We start from the raw sequence: 17114 nt of genomic DNA, 5'->3' as shown, positions 1-17114 counted from the left end.
TTTTAATTATTCGCTTTAGAAAGAGAAAAGGGTTTGTCTTCAGGAGCAAGCCCCCGGGCTTTGTTGGGTTTGTTACCCATTACGAGGTGCAGTACACCACCGTTCATGATATCAGCATGGCTTATCCAATTATGGGTATAAGGTTTACCGTTAAGCGTAGCAGATTGGATGTACACGTTTTGCTTACTGTTATTATCAGCCTCTACAGTAAATTTATTACCGTTTTCAAGTGTAATGGTCATTTTTTTGAACAGCGGACTGCCAATAACATACTGATCGGTTCCGGGGCATACACTGTAAAACCCGGCAGCGCTTAATACATACCACGATGACATTTGCCCTTCGTCCTCATCGCCGGGATAACCATCTTCGGTAGCATTATACATTTTATCCATTATCTCGCGTACATGCTCCTGACTTTTCCAGGGCTGACCAGCATAGTTATACAGATATACCAAATGATGTATCGGTTCGTTTCCCTGGGCATATTGGCCCATTTTAAAGGCTGCCATTTCGGTCATTTCGTGGATCACGCTACCATACCCGCCTACTTTGATCGTTCCCGGAGTAGAAAAAACTGAATCTATTTTGCCGGTAAAGTTATCGTTGCCACCCATCAGGTTAACTAAACCCTGCACATCCTGAAATACCGACCATGTCCAATGCCACGCATTACCTTCGGTGTAGGGGCCGCCCCAATCCAGCGGATCAAAGGGCTCTATCCAGTTACCCTCCGCGTCCTTAGCACGCATAAATCTTGTTTTGGGGTCGTAAAGATTCTTGTAATTATACATTTGCCTGCCAAAAACATTTTCGTAATGTTTATTGCCAATTTGTTTGGCTAACTGGTAGCCGCAAAAATCATCATAAGCGAATTCCAGTGTCCATGCGGTAGAGCCTTGAGTTTCTTTTGTGAAGGGCACATAACCATCGGCAAAATATTCTTTCCATCCGGGGCGGCCGTTCGCGCTTCCCCATGGACCTTTGTTGGTAGCCTCGTGATAATAAGCATCCAAAGCCTGTTTTGGATCAAATGTGTGTATACCTTTTACCCAGGCATCAGTGAGCAGCGATATAGCATGATTACCCAGCATACCGCCCGTTTCGGACGGAAATGACCACGAAGGCAACCAGCCGCATTGTTGCTGAGCCGCCAGCAGCGCCTGCATGTATTGCCCCTCCATAGTGGGGTGCATAATGGTATTCAACGGAAACTGTGCCCTGAATGTGTCCCAAAAACCATTATCAGTATACATGTAGCCATCATGAATTTTACCATCGTACGGACTATAGTAATAGGGCTTGCCATCCTTACCGTACTCAAAAAACCGATGCGAAAACAAATTAGCGTGATAAAGGCAGGAGTAAAAGGTTGCCTTTTGCTCTTCGGTACCGCCTTCTACCGCCATACGGCCAAGTAAGGTATTCCAAACCTTATCTGCAGCCTTACGGGTATCTTCAAAATTTTTGTATTTACCCAGTTCAGTATCCAGGTTAAGCTGCGCCTGATCCGGACTGATATAGGACGATGCTACTTTAACCTGCACGGTTTCGCCATTGCGAAATTGCAGGTATGCTCCCACCCCTTCTCCTTCAGCCGTCTTTTGGCCTGCTGTTGTAGTATTCTTTTTATTTTCCCATGTACCGTAAGCTTTAAAAGGCTTATCAAATTGTATTACAAAATAATTTTTAAAATTTTGAGGCGCCCAGCGGCAGTTATTCACATAGCCGGTTATGGTTCTGTTTTTCACATCTATGCTTACCGCGCTCATTTTGGTATAACCATCTAAAACCAGGTATGAGCCTTTACCTTTAGGAAAACTGAATTTAAGATGTGCCCCCCGTTCTGTAGGGCTAATCTCAGTAGTGATATTGTTATCCAGTTTTACCTTATAGTAACTGGGCTGTGCTATCTCGTTATCGTGACTAAAAGAGGCGGCCCGTTCATCTTCATTAACTACTAATTTGCCGGTTACAGGCATCATTGAAAATACCGCGTAATCATTTACCCAGGAACTGCACTGGTGCGATTGCTGAAATCCCCGTATAGTTTTTTCGAAGTACTGATACTTCCATCCGTCACCATTTTTACCGGTTTGTGGTGTCCAGGTGTTCATACTAAACGGCATGGATATGGCCGGGTAAGTGTTACCGTATGAAAATTCGAATTTAGTATTGGTACCCTGACGGGTGTTAACATATTTTACCAAATTGGCTTGCTGCGCTTTTGACAGGCTGACGCATAAGATCAAAGCAAGGCAGGTGAGTAAATTTCTTTTCATATAATTTAGCTTTTTCTGACAAGCAGAAGTATAATTTAACATATAGGGTATGATTAGTAGCGATGGGAACTATACGATCAGTCATTAAAAAGGAGGTGCTCCCACCTCCTTTAACCAACTATATCAATATAAACCCATGTATTGCTATTTTATAAGAATGTTATAAAAAACATCCGCTATGTATTTATTACCCACATCATTAGGGTGAACACCGTCTTTTGTTAAAATGCCGCTGTCTTTATTTTCCGGATTATTTTTAACATCGTATTCATGAAACATTTTGCGAAAATCTATCAACTCGCAATTGTTTTGTTTAGCCAGATCGCGTATGATCTGTGAATATTTGTTCAGATCACCATCCTGTTCGTTACTATAATCCGTTTTTTCGCCAATAGTACCGGGAGTACATAGCAATACCTTTATTCCCTTTGCCTGCATTTTTTTGATGAGCGCAGTATAAAATCTGCCAAACTTATCCCAGTCGGTACCGGTGCCAAAAAGGCGTTTATGCCAAACATCGTTAACACCGACCCATATCACTACCACATCCGGATTCTTTGCAAGCACATCATCCTCGTAGCGCAGGTATAGATCATATATTTTATTACCGCCAATACCCGCTCCTTCTACCTGGTAATCTCCGTCTTTATGTTCAGCTTTTAACCGCTGTTGTATCAGGGTAATAAAACCATTAGGTTGTACGCCATATTCGGTAATTGAATCACCAAAAAATACAATTTTGGTAGGTTTTTGAATTTGAAAAGAGCATAAAACCACTATTACTGATAACAAAAAAAACTTTTTCACGAATGTAAATTTACAGGTTGCTAAATTGATTTAGCTAAAGTAGGTGATAAAACAATTACATGCAAATTATTTATTAAAATTATTGAAATTTAACCCTTATAAAACGCGGACGATACAAATTAGGATGAACTTTAAGGTCGTTAATAAAATCAACAGAATTAATATTATAGCTGATCAATAATTCGCCTGGTTTTGAAAGGCTTGGATGCGCCTTAGCGTTATATACAACAAACGTCTTCTCGATGAGGTCGGGTTTGCAATCCCATAATTTAATAACCGGGCCGAATGGTCCTGTGGGAGACGCCCCTATCCGCATACCTACGTTAGGACTCATGCCGCCATGCTGAAAAACCAAAGCATAACGGCCGTCGGGCAGGGCCGTTAAACTTAACTCGTTAGACACCCCGTCAGTAATGTTTACTACTTTGTCGATATCTTTGTTCCATATGGAGCCGTCCCAATAGGTCCATTTGCCAAAATCCTCGAAATCTTCAGGCAGTACCCTTGCTACCATTAAATTTTTGGCTAAATCTCTTACTCCATACACATAAATATAACCATCCGGATTTGGAGCACTGGCCTGCTTAGTATTCACATATATGCCGGCCCCGAACGATCCGAAACTTCCACTTTCATCAGTAATATAAAGAGGTGTATCCTCCTGTTGTATGTTTTTATAGGGCGGCTTATCTCCCGCCGGAATTTTTATAAGCGTATTACCAACCTCTTTAAACCCAAAGGCTCCATCACTAACATTACGCACACGGTAGCCAAAAATGTAGATGTTATTATTAGCCTGATTGACAAATCCATCGCCTAACCAGTAATAGTCTGACTTTTCGGTTCGCGGCGTGTTTGGTATAAAAACAGATTCAGCATTACCCAAACTATCCCTATCCCAATAAAATCTCATTTTTGCCGCATCCGGTTTATCGCCATCTAAAATCGCGTAGGCGTTATGTATCATTTTATATCCCGGTACCATGGTTTTATTGCGAACCTTCCCTATCATGCTGTCGCTGAAAATGAAAAGGATCTTGTTGTTTGCGTGAGCTTGCTCGCCCTCCATACCGTTAAGTGGTATGGTATATATGCCATCACCCCCAAACCAGCCGGTTTGCCTTTTTAATAATGCAGACCAGTCCGGAGCAGCTTCAACGGTGAATTTAATATCTGTTAAATTCACTGTATCAGCCACTTGCTGAGCCATTGTTAATTGGACAGATATACTAATAATGAAACAAACAAAGGCAATCTTCTTCATGTAATAACGATCAATATTATAACTGGCGGGTGGTATTATTTACTTATAATATTACTACTACGGTATTTATTTACGGTTAGTATAATTAACCCGGTTATTCCGCCAAGTAACATTAAAAATCCTATAATTTCGGCTTGCGTAAAGGTAAAGCCAAAAATGGGGTAATTAAAATTTATGCGGATATGTTCTACCAAAAAACGTTCGCCACCATTTAATATCAGGTAAAGGCTGAACATTAAGCCGGGCGTTTTTATTTTTTTGCGAAAAGCCCAAAGCAGTAAAAACATACCAATACATAATACGGCTTCATACAAAGGAGTGGGGTAAACGCCATTGACCAACTGATTACAATAATTACCATTACACTCCGGAATAAGTGTACCTGCATTAATGGAATTATGAGGATATCTGAATGACCACGCCCAATCAGGCAGCCAGTTTAAAAAAGCTGGCTTTACATGCTTATTAACTATGCCCCAGTCGCCATCCCCTGCTAACTGGCACCCAATACGGCCAATACCGTAAGCAAGCATCATTCCCGGGGAACCTATATCTGCCAAATGCACCAGCTTCATGCCCCGCTTATAACCTATGTATAAATAGGTTAATGCGCCAAATATCAACCCTCCGTAGTAAGCAAACCCGTTTGATGAAAATAACGTTTGCCATGGTTTAGCCATCAACATGTCGAAATGTTCAACACTATCAAATAACTTGGCCCCTATAAAACCAAAAAAACCAACGCTGAAAACTATTAGTGGCATTAATTGGTACGGATGCACTTTTTGAGTAGTTATTACCGGTTTAGACAATTGATTCTTCCTTTTCTCAAAATATATCCAGTAACCAAATAAAATCCCGATAACTAATCCTGCAAATATGCTCCCTTGTGTTGATAAGATATATCCGCGCGGATTTGCAACGAAACTATTGTAATGAAATATTAAACCGAAAAACTTTAGCCCGAAAAAAAAGCCGAGTAAAAAATTTACCAACAGTTCAAGAAATGAAGCCGGCATACCCATAACAACTTCACAATTGAAGGCCCGTATTTTTCCGTTAGCTTCATATCTTTTGAACTCCGAAGTAAAAATGATATAGGCGAAAAAAAATGAAAGCGCTACAAAAAAACCAAAGGTTTGTACCGGGAAGGATACTCTAAAATGAAATAAATAGTATACCAGATCGCCAATGGTTGGAAACATATCGCTAATGTATTAATTACCACAGGTAAATAATAAAAAATGGTTAACGCTGCTATAACGTTAACCATTTACACATTTTATAACAATTAATTAAAAGCCTACCTGCACACCCAGGTTTATTACACGCTGATTGATGTAAGCATCACCCGCAGTGTTAGTGGAAATTTCCGGATCCTGCTGATATTTGTTGTAATTATCCCAGGTAAACAAGTTATAAGCACTCATATATATACGTGCGTTATTAATTTTGAACGGTAGTAATTTAACCGGCAACTGGTATCCTATATCTATGGTTTTTAAGCGGATATAATAAGCGTTTATTAACCAGTAATCAGAAAAATAGGCTGTTGGACTATTTACCGATGTTGGGTTTAAACCTAACCGCGGAAAATTAGCATTAACGGTATTATCCGGTGTCCAACGCTCCTGATGTATGGGTTGAAACTGACTCTGGAAAGGCTCAATACCCGTTCCGATAACTGCAAAGCTGTAATTGAATGATCCCTGGAACAGCACACTTACACTTAGCCCTTTGTAAACCGCCTGTAATGACAGCCCCAGTGAGGTATTAGGTAAATTAGGATTACCAATAGCCCTTTGATCGAATACATTTATAATACCATCACCGTTCAGATCCTGGTATTTAAGATCACCGGGTTGAATAGGGATGCCATTATCAGGAACCGCAATATTGGTGTTACCCACATTTGAACCACCATGTGCTGATTTATAGTTATCAATTGCCGCAACATCATCGGCATTGTAATATCCTAAATAGTGGTATCCGAACTGCTGACCGATAGACTGCCCCGTTCTTGCTAACCAGGGGTATGCCGGGGTGGCTTCATCCTCATACAATATTTTATTTTTAGCATAAGAGAATACTAAGCCTGCGTTATACTGCACTTTACCAATATTACTATGATAGCTCACCTGCCCGTCAAAACCCTGGTTACGTGTTTTACCGATATTAACAGCCGGCAAATCAACACCCAATATTAAAGGCACGCTACCCGGAGTTATCAGCTGGTTATAACGTATATCATGGAAGTAATCTACCGTAACAGAAACTTTATCGTTCAGTAAGTTCATATCTAAACCTATATCCAGCTTTTTGGCGCGCTCCCAAACCACGTCATAGTTACCTAACGAGCCTTCATAAATAGCATTATAGTTTTGTGCCGACTGACCGAAACTGTACGTGCCGCCAATATTATAAAACTGGTTATATACATAACGGTTACCTGGAGCAGCATCAGAACCCACCAAGCCATAGCTTGCCCGTAATTTAAACAGACTGAATGTAGGTAAGGCATCTTCAAAGAAAGACTCTTTGGCAAGGTTGTAACCCAAACTTACCGCAGGGAATATACCATAACGATGGTTTGCGGCAAAACGATCGGTACCGTTATAAGCTACGTTAAAATCTACAAGGTACTTTTGTTTATAATCATAACCTAATTTACCCGATACACCACGGAATTTTTGAGGAACCGCCACCTGAGCTGAGGCCAGTAACGGATAAGTAAAATATGTTTGTGAGGTTTGGTTAAACAGCACTAAACCGGTAAAATGATGTACAGCGCTAAAAGTACGATCGTAATTTAGGTATAACTGTAAATTATAGTTATTTGTATTAATATCGGTATTACCTGTTAAAGCATAATTTTGATATACATAGGTTGCACCCGGCCGTAACGAATAACTATCGGTTACAGGGTTATAATGATATGCAGGAATTCCTTCATTAAAAATTTGCTTGGTAAACTGCTCAATACTTGAATAGGCTATTCTACCTGTAAGCGAAAGACCGTTTGTTAAAGCATCCAGCTTTTGCGTAGCGCCGAACAGGAAATTAAAATCTGTTCTGCGGGAGTGCTGATATCCGCCTGTGGCCAGCCTGGCATTAAGTGTTGGTAAATGCTCAGGATTAAAAGATGAATACGCGTATGAATATGTTCCGTTAGGGTTTATATACGGTGCTGTAAAAGGTGTTTCTTTAGTAAAATTATATATTTCGCCCACCGCGTTCTGATTATATGGCTGGTTAAGGTCAGAGAAACGCGTGGTTACATCTAAACGCAGATCAAGTGTTTTATTCGCTTTAAAATCAAGATTTGACCTGAAATTATATCGTTTAAAATAATAATTGGTATTCACTAAACTCTGCGGATCGGCAAAATCACGAACAAGTCCGTTTTGGTCAAGCGCGCCACCTGATATAAAATATTTTAGGGCATCGGAACCACCGGAGATGTCTAAATTCGCGTTAGCCTGATAGCTGTGTTTTTTAAATATCTTATCGTACCAGTTAACATCAGGATGTCCGTACGGGTCTGATCCATCCTGAAAAGCCTGAAGGTCTTGCTGAGTGAATGATTGAGGTATCCCATCATTTTTTTGCGCCTCGTTAATTAATAGAGCTGTTTCGTATGAATTTAAAAATTTAGGCGTTTTAGTTGGCTGCTGCTGGCCGGCCTCTATACGGAAGTTTATTTTTGGGGCACCGCTCCTGCCACGGCGTGTAGTAACTACCAATACGCCATTTGCACCCTTTATACCATAAATTGCTGTAGTTGAAGCATCTTTTAATATAGATATGCTTTCAATTTCATTAACGTTTATCTGTTGTAACTGATCATAACTGTATTCAATATCATCTACAATTATAAGCGGCTGATTACCCGCTGAGTTTAACGAACTTACACCACGTATATAAAAATCGGAAGCATCCTTACCCGGCTGACCAGAAGCTTGCTGTGAAAAGAAACCAGGCAATTTACCTGTAAGAGCATTTTGTACGTTAGCTGTAGGAACCGTACGAATATCACTTGCTGATATGGAACTTACCGCCCCGGTATTGGTAATACGCTTTTTTGTACCATATGCAACTACCGATACCTCATCCAAACCATTGGTGCTTGTTTGCATAATTATATCAAGCGGCTTATCTGCTGTTACATTTATTTCACGTGTAACATATCCTATAAATCTTACCAAAATAACTTTTGATTGCCCGGTGAGTGTTAACGTAAACTTTCCGTTAACATCTGTTATAGTACCGTTGGTTGGCACTCCCTTTTCTACAACTGACACACCCGGTAATGCCCCCGAAATATCGCGTACCTTACCCGTTACAGTAATACTTTGAGCATATACTGCCGCCGGAAGTAGAATTATTATTAATTGAAAGAAAAGTATTATTTTTCTCATAGCTGCGTAATTAATTGGTTAAATTGATTTTCAGGGATTACCATCCGGGGTTTTGTTTCATATTCGGGTTCTTTAACACTTCGTCATAAGGTATCGGATACAGATACATTTTAGGAGTATCAAATTTGGTAGTTAGTACGTTTATAGGATTATAAGTTAAACTTGAACCCAGTTTAACAATACTTAAACCTGTGCGGGGCTGGTTCATAACAGTTTCCGCGATCTTCCATCTGCGTATATCCCAGTAACGGCTTTCCTCGAAAGCAAATTCCACACGTCTTTCCTTATGTATCACTTCCCTCATTTCATCTTTTGTCATACCGGTTTTAAGGCCATATAAATTATTAGCGCCTGCTGTGATACCTGCACGTTTACGTATACTAATAACCGCGTTATAAACATCTGTGGTTGGCCCTGCTGATTCATTCAGCGCCTCGGCGTACCCTAAAACTATATCTGCATATCGCATTATTATCCAATCGGCGCTATGAGAACTATATGAATTAGTGTTTTCAAAATCGCCCATAAACTTGCGCATATAATAGCTTGTTTTGGTTTGCTGCAAAGCGCTGTTAGGTTTGCTTTGTCCCCCCTCAAAAGTTTGCAGTTGGGTATTTAGCCATTGTGCACCATTGTAAAGTATAGTGTTGGTTAAACGCGGATCGCGGCCTGCATACGGATTGTTACTATCATATCCTGATGAAGGATCAATTATAGGAAGTCCGTTCTGCATCGGGAAAGCATCAACCAAACTTTGAGTCGGGCTGGTTTGTCCTTTACCTACGGCACCTGTAAATCCAACCGGCCCGTTGGTGGTTTCTATACTGGTGTTATTACCCACCTGACGCTCAAATAAAATTTCGGAATTATTCTGGGTCAGAAAAACATCTTTAAAATTCGGCAATAATGAATATGTACCTAAGTCCATTACATCTTTTGCCGCTGTTGCCGCTGCAGCCCATCTGTCGGCGCTAAAATCAGTATAACCGGTAAGGTTATTGGTTGGATCGATATTGCCACCGTTAAACAGCGGACTTGCCGCATACAACAGCACCCTTGCCTTTAAGGCCATTGCCGAGCCCTTTGTAGGGCGATGGCTATCAGCATTAGGATCGGCTACAGGCGCTACTAATAAAGAATCTTTGATGGCATCGCACTCGCTCACTATATATTTTACACACTCATCAAATGAGTTACGGGGCAGCGCTACATTATCAGTAATGGTATAAACATGGTTACCTAATAACGGCACACCACCGTACCTTTTTAGCAACTCAAAATAAAACATAGCTCTTAAAAACCGGGCCTCACTTTTCCATACATATTTCATGGAAAAACCGTGATATTTTGCCAACACAGGTACTACATCAATGTTATTTACAAATTCATTGGTACTGCGGATACCTGAATAATAATAGGCCCACAAATTTTCATCAGTAGGAACGGTATAAGAGTTGTATGCCGCGGTTGATAATACAGTTACAGCATTTGTTGCACCCGAAGCTGAGGAGATGGCATCGTCACTCGCTGCGTCAAGGTAATCACCGGCTACGCGGTTATGGCCATTTTTAAGCATTCCGTAAATACCGTACAAATATTGCTGCGCACTTACCCCTGCAGAATCTTTGCTATCAAAAATATGACTAATGGTAACCTTATCTACCGGGAACTGCTCATATTTTTTACAACCTGCTATTATCACTATTAATGATATGGCTGCTATTATATTTTTATGATTTTTCATGATCGTTTTTTTATTGATGGCAAAAAATTAAAGCTTAATAGTTACACCCGCATTTATTACCCTTTGTATTGGATAAGCATAGCCATTAACTTCAGGATCCATCCCTTTGTAGCCATAAAGGGTTACTAAATTTTCTCCGTTAGCGAATAATCTTATACCTGATAATTTTAATTTGTGAACCCATAAGTACGGAAGGCTATATCCGATTTCGGCATTTTTAAGTCTGATGTAATCTCCCGAACGTACGTACAAGGTTGAATTTGCCGTGTTATTAGCATTACCTAATGACAGGCGCGGTAAGGTGGCCGTGTTAGCAGTTTCAGGCGTCCATCTGCCGGTTAAATTATCATATCCCTGCCCTGCGTAGGTAAGCCCTAAAAAGCCTACACCTGCAAATTCCTTAACAATTGAATTGTTGTACAGGTAATCATGATTTGCCACACCCTGCAATATCATACTAAAGCTAAAGCCTTTATAGTTGAACCCTAAAGAGGTACCATAGAATATTAATGGCTTGTTATTTCCTATAACCGTTAGATCAAACTGGTTAATAACGCCATCGCTATTCAGATCGGCGTATTTAACGTCGCCTGCCTGAGCAGTATATCCTGTTGTTGTTGCACTTGTAGCCGCCTCATCAGCATCTTTAAAAAATCCTAAAACCTTGTATCCGTAAAGTGCATTTGGTGAATTACCGGTATGGCGGGTCCAGGGATAAGGCGTGGCTATTTCATCATTATAAATAGTTTTTGAAGATTGTATTGACGCGTTGCCTGAAATGAAATAATTGAAGTTATTGATATTATTCTGGTAGGTAAGCGTTAATTCTCCGCCTTCATACTGTACAACACCTATATTCTCATATGGGTAAGGGGTGCCCAGTAATGCGATGCTATTCCCTCTTATTTGTAAAAGATCTTTATATCTGTCGTGAAAGTAATCAGCATTGATCTTGATATGCTCATTAAATAAAGCAATATCAGCTCCTATATCAATTTTATCGGCTTTTTCCCAGGAGATAAAAGGATTTGCCAACGTGTTTGCAAATACACCCTGCACATCGCTCCTGCTTGTACCTGTACTGTATGAGTAGCCGTTAGATGGGCTATACGTTTGCAAAAAGTTGTAATACCCGTAGTTATCTACATTGGCATTACCGGTGCGGCCATAAGTGGCACGCCATTTCCATGAGGATATCCAGCTAAAGTTATCTTTGATAAAGTTCTCTTTAGCCATTTGCCAGCCTAAACCACCGGCGTAAAAAATTCCATATTGCCTGCCCGGCGGATAACGGTTGTATCCGCTACGATTTACCGCGGCCTCAACAAAATATTTACCATCGTAATTATAACCGGCTTTTAACGCTTCGTTTTTAGTAACTCCGGTAAGGTCAAAGTTTAATGTTACCGAACGGGCATCATACAATAATTTACCGGTTACGTTATGTTTGCCAAACTGCCGGTCATAGTTAACAGCTAACTGGCCAAAAAAGTACCGCGCGCTTGAAACACTGTTAAAACTGTTGCTTTGTGCTACCGGCGAACCAACCGCAGCATAACTGCTGTCGGCCTTTATTGTATAAGTATTATTTTGCAAAGACCTGTTCACCAAACTCTGCGATTCAAAAGCTAAATTACCTTTGGCTTTTGCAGAAAGACCCGGGGTTATACTGCTTAAGTCATAGTTCAGATCCAGGTTGGCCAACACGTCGTTACTGTTGTTACGCAAATAGCCTGAAAATTCAGTTTGTGCCAATAAGTTGTTCGTAAACGTTGTAGTACCTGCAAAAGAGCCATCAGGATTGTAAACAGGATATGCGTTATTAGGCGTAGTAAATAAAGTGTTTAATATATTAGTATAACCCGGCCCTGGTTGTGTGCTTTGTTGTATACGCCCAAACAGTTGCAGATCAACCGTAAATTTTTTGTTGATATTTACTGTAACATCGGAGTTTATAGTATACCGGTTAAGATCGTTATTAGTATTATAATTTACGGAGGGATCGGTTTTAAACATTCCGGCCTGATCAAGGTAGTTTAATGATACACTGTACCGGGCAATGTTTGTACCTCCATTAACATTCAGCTTATAGCTGGTCATCGGAGAATTATCGCGCAATAATGTATTAAACCAATTTACATCGGGATGGTGCAACGGATCGGTATGATTACGGTATGCATTAAAATCGTTTGCGCTATAAATTGGTGGTTTACCATCATTTTGCAACGCCTCATTATACAAATAGGCATATTGATAAGCCGGCAACGGATCTGGCAACCCTAACGATTGTTGAATGCCGGATTGAGCCGTGAATGATATCCGCGGCGGACCTGCCTGCGCCCGTTTAGTAGTTACCAGTAATACCCCTCTTGAGCTGTTTATGCCCAGTAATATGTTAGATAAACCATCTTTTAAAACTGATATGGATTCAATACTTTCAGGATCAATTGAAGAAATCTCACGTTGTACCCCATCTATTATTGTTATGGGTGTTTGGCCGCGCAGGTATAAATTAAATTCCGAATTATCATTTGCGGAGTAATTATTATGCTGTACAACATTTCCCACAAAATCTGCAACGGTTTGGCCTGATGTACGTGGATTTGTAAAACCACTGTACTGTTGGGTATATAAACCTGCAAGCTGCCCCGGTAGCGCGTAAGTGTACAATGTTGCGGGAGTAGTAGTTAACTGATTGGTATAAATAGTTGAAACAGATCCAAGGTTTTTTGACTCATCAGCCGTACCATATAATACGTTGATCTCTGAAGGTGATTTAATATATTTATTCAGCAGTCTTACCGTAATTACAGTGTTATTTTTCACCTCTACTTCAGAAACATTGTAATTAGGATATTTAAATACAAGTACATTGTTTAATCCGGCGTTTACTGAGAAACTGCCGGCCTTATCTGTTGAAACAGTATCAGTTTGTCCTTTAATAATTACGCTTACGCCCTGCAGTGGATTGCCGAATTCATCAAGCACAACACCATTAACCGTACCGAGTTGTTTGTTACCGGTTGCGGTGGTATCCTGCATGGCAGCATAACCGGTTTTAACCAGCATAAGCAGCAGTAACACCAAAACGGTAAAATATTTTTTTATGTAGCAATTAGCCATTGTATAAAGTTTAAATTGTTGGCAAAAGTTAAAATATCGTTTTAGCAGATGTAAGATTTTATACAAAACAGCTTACATCCGTTTATAATTAGCTTATTATTCGCACTTAAATGTGTATACAAAAGGGCTTAAAGTATTACCATACCCTACCTTGGTTGTGCCTGTTTTATCGGTAACAAAATATTCCATTTTCACTATGGTTTGCCCATCCGGCACGTTAAAAAACTCTTTTGGCCAAAACGTGAGCTGATATTTATTACTGGTAGCCGATGTTTGGGCCATCTTGGTTTTTTCAGTTTGCTCGCAAACCTCAATAGTCTTATTATCACTGGTGTATGCAGTAGCACATAAGTATAATTCTGTGTTACCGGTTAAAGGAGTAGCCACAACGTTACCATCGAAAGTAAGCGTAACAAAATCATTATCAAGTGATTTTGGCGGATCGATAATGGTAAGCTGCGGGTTGCAAAAATCTACCAGGTCTCCAGTACCACCGGTTACTTCAAAACAAGGGGTACTTAACTGGCTGTAATAAGTTCCGTTACCGTCACTTGTAAAGCCATTACCGGTATCTGTTATTACATAGCCTAATTTTACGAGCGTATTGTTACCATCAGCCCCTACTTTTAATTTAACATGCAGATCACCTGTAATTTCGGTTCCGTTATGTGTATAAGCTTTATCTGTTTGGAAAGGCACCCACTCCATATCATCAATAAGGTTACCTGCCAGTCCGAAAGTTTTTTTCATATATGCCGACCACGTTAACCCTCCCCCATTTTTAGGTAATGATGATTCAGGTACAATACTCATTGTGCCGTCGCCTAAAGGGCTTTTGTATGTAACGGTAGTGTTTTGTGCGCCCTTCCAGCCTTTTGGCATTAATATCCCCAAAATTAAATTATCAGGGCCACCGTCTCCTACTGTCGGAATATCAATATGAACAGTAATATCTATAGTAGAACCAACTGTGGCAGTTGAAGGCTGATCTACTCCTGTTATGATTTCGCCGCAACAGGCCAATACTACCCCTAATACTACACAGGCGCATATCATCCACAGATTTTTACCTTTTATATGTAAATATGATCTCATAATCTATTTTTCAGTTTTAAACTTATTCTCCTACTTTTTGAAATACATATACATATGTATTATTTGCACACCCCGGACTAAAAGACAAGCTTAACTGCCTCTTTCCATTAACTATAGGGTAAGTAAACGCGGTTGAAACCGGCTGCCCGCCGCTTGCGGTAAAGGTTATTTTATAAGGATATTCAGGATCATCAAGCGCAAAGGCACCATCCTTTTCTACTAAAAAGGGAAGCTTGTTAAGTAAACTATAATTTCCGGCATCAAACTTTAGCCGGAACTGGGTAAAATCAACTTTAGTAGTAAGATCGGTACCGTTACGGGTAGCCTTTATTACCTGCCAGTTACCACTAATATCTTTCAGTGCCTCTTTTTGGGGCAATACACTCTCTGTTTTACATGATGCGGCCATTAAACCGATGATCACCATCAAAAAGTGCAGCTTCTTTATTTTATATATATTTTTCATCTATTAAGTTTTATGCTGTTAATAGCCGGGGTTTTGTACTAATTCCGGTGATTTTGCCACCTCGCTTTGCGGAAAAGGCCACAAATACATAGCCGTGCGGAAATTACGCTTACGTACCGGGAAGGTGCTATACGTTACCGTGTTACCATTGCGGTTAACTTCCATACCCATAGTTTGTATGTTGTCTGTTTGCTCTGCTATCTTCCATCTTCTTACATCCCAAAAGCGCTGTCCTTCAAAAGCAAGCTCAATTCTTCTTTCATTCTGAATAACTTTCCTCATTTCTGTTTGACTTAAGCCTGCAGGTAATTGATAGGGATTTAGTCCTGCTCTTTGGCGTATAGCTTCAACTGCTGAATAAACCAAACCTGTTGGACCTTCATACTCATTAGCGGCTTCTGCATAATTCAATAGTATTTCTGCATAGCGCATTAATGGCAATACCCTGTCGGTAACGTGGGTAAAATCCTGAGCCACCGCATTAGGCGAAAGCATTTTATTAGTATAATAGCCGGTAGTTGTTCCTACGTGTACCGCATCAGGGCCGGTAGCAACACCATTATAAGTGCCCTGGTAAATATTTACAGGTGAAAAGCCGGCAGAAAGTCTGTTTTGCAGCGGCGTTTGATCGTGTATCACTGTATAATCCAATCGTGGGTCGCGGTTAGCGTAAGGGTTTTGCGGATCATAGCCCGAAGAAGGGTCGGTAATTGCCTTACCATTACTCATTGGGAAAGCATCAACCAAGCCCTGTAACGGAAATGCGCCGTTCTTACCCGTGCGTGATGGCGGATCAAATAAGCCTTCAAGATCTGAATTTCCGGTTGGACGCATCAATTGAAAAATATATTCGGTATTATATCTTTTAGTAAACACCGTTTGAAAACCAATTCCTGGCGTGCTGTTGTCTACATAAAGGCTATAAGTGCCTAAAGCTATTACAGCCGATGCGGCATTTTCTGCAAGTTTCCATCTTTCTTTATCATAAGCCGGATAGCCAACTAACCCGTTATTATCAAGCGCCTCGCCATTAAATAAGGGGCTTGCAGCATATAACAACACCCTGGACTTTAGTGCTAAGCATGCGCCTTTGGATGCCCGGCCATAATTTACCCCGGTTTGTACTGTAGGTAAATCCTGAGCTGCAGCATCGCATTCAGAAATGATATAATTTACACACTCTTCATAAGTGTTACGGGCAGCAGGAATCTGCTCGGTGTAATTATAAATACTATCTCCAACCAAATGCACACCACCGTAATGCTTTAATAATATGGAATAGTACCATGCTCTTAAAAACCGGGCTTCGGCTTTCATTTGTGTTTTTACAAAAGTATTTATAGGAGAACCCGGCAAATTCTTTAGTAACTGATTAACCGCCCTGATGTTATTATAACAAATTTTATAGGCATCATTTGTTACTACCGCTGCGTTAATTGTACCCGTTTCCCATGCAAGTGCAGTTGAACCGCCTGATGAATACACTTCAGCCTCGTCTGACGAAGCATCCAAACCACCATTAGGAGTTTGATTAAGCGGATTTGGACCATAAGTAAATCTGCTGGCCGAGGAACTGAAACCCACATTACTATAAATGCCGGCTAAGAAATCAACAGTATTTGCACTATCGGCAAAAACGGTTTCCTCGGTTAAGTTTGATGTTTGCGTTTGTCCTAAAAAGCCATCCTTTTTGCACGAAGCTAAAAGAAACAACATGATGAAAAACGAATAAACAACAAATTGAAAGTAATTTTTTCTCATATTATCTGTTTATTATAATAAAGCCTTTAAGCTAAATAATATATTATTTTATAAAATCAAAAAATCGTTTTAGCAAAATTTAAATCAAGTATTAATTTTTACTCCGATCTTTTAACTTAATAATTGGTTTATAATTTTTTGGCGTTAATTATTA

General features: G+C 40.1%; 10 protein-coding genes. All 10 read right to left on the bottom strand.

Going from position 1 to position 17114, the window contains the following annotated elements:
* Positions 1-2: 2 nt before the first annotated feature.
* The 10 genes from I5M19_RS16020 to I5M19_RS15975 all read right to left on the bottom strand — a co-directional run bounded on the left by I5M19_RS16020 (position 3) and on the right by I5M19_RS15975 (position 16960).
* The gene (locus tag I5M19_RS16020) at positions 3-2282 is read right to left on the bottom strand and encodes a GH92 family glycosyl hydrolase (protein WP_200067366.1); all 2280 of its coding nucleotides are present in this window, start codon (positions 2280-2282) and stop codon (positions 3-5) included.
* A 144-nt stretch (positions 2283-2426) separates the two neighbouring features.
* Positions 2427-3089 (bottom strand): SGNH/GDSL hydrolase family protein, encoded by a 663-nt coding sequence (locus I5M19_RS16015; protein WP_200067365.1) that lies wholly within the window; start codon positions 3087-3089, stop codon positions 2427-2429.
* Positions 3090-3168: 79 nt separating this feature from the next.
* Positions 3169-4353, bottom strand: coding sequence for a DUF4185 domain-containing protein (locus I5M19_RS16010; RefSeq protein WP_200067364.1), 1185 nt, complete (start codon positions 4351-4353; stop codon positions 3169-3171).
* Positions 4354-4388: 35 nt separating this feature from the next.
* Positions 4389-5558 (bottom strand): prolipoprotein diacylglyceryl transferase, encoded by a 1170-nt coding sequence (locus I5M19_RS16005; RefSeq protein WP_200067363.1) that lies wholly within the window; start codon positions 5556-5558, stop codon positions 4389-4391.
* A 90-nt stretch (positions 5559-5648) separates the two neighbouring features.
* Positions 5649-8771, bottom strand: a complete 3123-nt coding sequence (locus I5M19_RS16000) for a SusC/RagA family TonB-linked outer membrane protein (protein WP_200067362.1) — start codon at positions 8769-8771, stop codon at positions 5649-5651.
* Between the two features lie 37 nt (positions 8772-8808).
* Positions 8809-10515, bottom strand: coding sequence for a RagB/SusD family nutrient uptake outer membrane protein (locus I5M19_RS15995; protein ID WP_200067361.1), 1707 nt, complete (start codon positions 10513-10515; stop codon positions 8809-8811).
* Positions 10516-10542: 27 nt separating this feature from the next.
* Positions 10543-13557 (bottom strand): SusC/RagA family TonB-linked outer membrane protein, encoded by a 3015-nt coding sequence (locus I5M19_RS15990; protein ID WP_394370718.1) that lies wholly within the window; start codon positions 13555-13557, stop codon positions 10543-10545.
* A 177-nt stretch (positions 13558-13734) separates the two neighbouring features.
* Positions 13735-14733 carry a DUF4961 domain-containing protein gene (locus I5M19_RS15985; RefSeq protein ID WP_200067359.1) on the bottom strand — a complete coding sequence of 333 codons (999 nt, stop codon included), beginning with the start codon at positions 14731-14733 and terminating at the stop codon, positions 13735-13737.
* 22 nt (positions 14734-14755) lie between these two features.
* Positions 14756-15199 (bottom strand): DUF5004 domain-containing protein, encoded by a 444-nt coding sequence (locus tag I5M19_RS15980; protein ID WP_200067358.1) that lies wholly within the window; start codon positions 15197-15199, stop codon positions 14756-14758.
* 18 nt (positions 15200-15217) lie between these two features.
* Complete coding sequence (locus I5M19_RS15975) at positions 15218-16960, bottom strand: RagB/SusD family nutrient uptake outer membrane protein (protein WP_200067357.1); 1743 nt, start codon at positions 16958-16960, stop codon at positions 15218-15220.
* Positions 16961-17114: the final 154 nt, after the last annotated feature.

This window comes from Mucilaginibacter segetis, from assembly GCF_016522075.1.
In the GTDB taxonomy this organism is placed as follows: Bacteria; Bacteroidota; Bacteroidia; order Sphingobacteriales; family Sphingobacteriaceae; genus Mucilaginibacter; species Mucilaginibacter segetis.
The sequence above is the reverse complement of the archived record's forward strand: the minus strand, read 5'-3'. Positions and strand labels throughout refer to the sequence as shown.

Coding starts and splice junctions, on each gene's coding strand:
- I5M19_RS16020 (WP_200067366.1), bottom strand. CDS start 2,282: ATGAAAAGAAATTTACTCACCTGCCTTGCTTTGATCTTATGCGTCAGC.
- I5M19_RS16010 (WP_200067364.1), bottom strand. CDS start 4,353: ATGAAGAAGATTGCCTTTGTTTGTTTCATTATTAGTATATCTGTCCAA.
- I5M19_RS16005 (WP_200067363.1), bottom strand. CDS start 5,558: ATGTTTCCAACCATTGGCGATCTGGTATACTATTTATTTCATTTTAGA.
- I5M19_RS16000 (WP_200067362.1), bottom strand. CDS start 8,771: ATGAGAAAAATAATACTTTTCTTTCAATTAATAATAATTCTACTTCCG.
- I5M19_RS15995 (WP_200067361.1), bottom strand. CDS start 10,515: ATGAAAAATCATAAAAATATAATAGCAGCCATATCATTAATAGTGATA.
- I5M19_RS15990 (WP_394370718.1), bottom strand. CDS start 13,557: ATGCAGGATACCACCGCAACCGGTAACAAACAACTCGGTACGGTTAAT.
- I5M19_RS15985 (WP_200067359.1), bottom strand. CDS start 14,733: ATGAGATCATATTTACATATAAAAGGTAAAAATCTGTGGATGATATGC.
- I5M19_RS15980 (WP_200067358.1), bottom strand. CDS start 15,199: ATGAAAAATATATATAAAATAAAGAAGCTGCACTTTTTGATGGTGATC.
- I5M19_RS15975 (WP_200067357.1), bottom strand. CDS start 16,960: ATGAGAAAAAATTACTTTCAATTTGTTGTTTATTCGTTTTTCATCATG.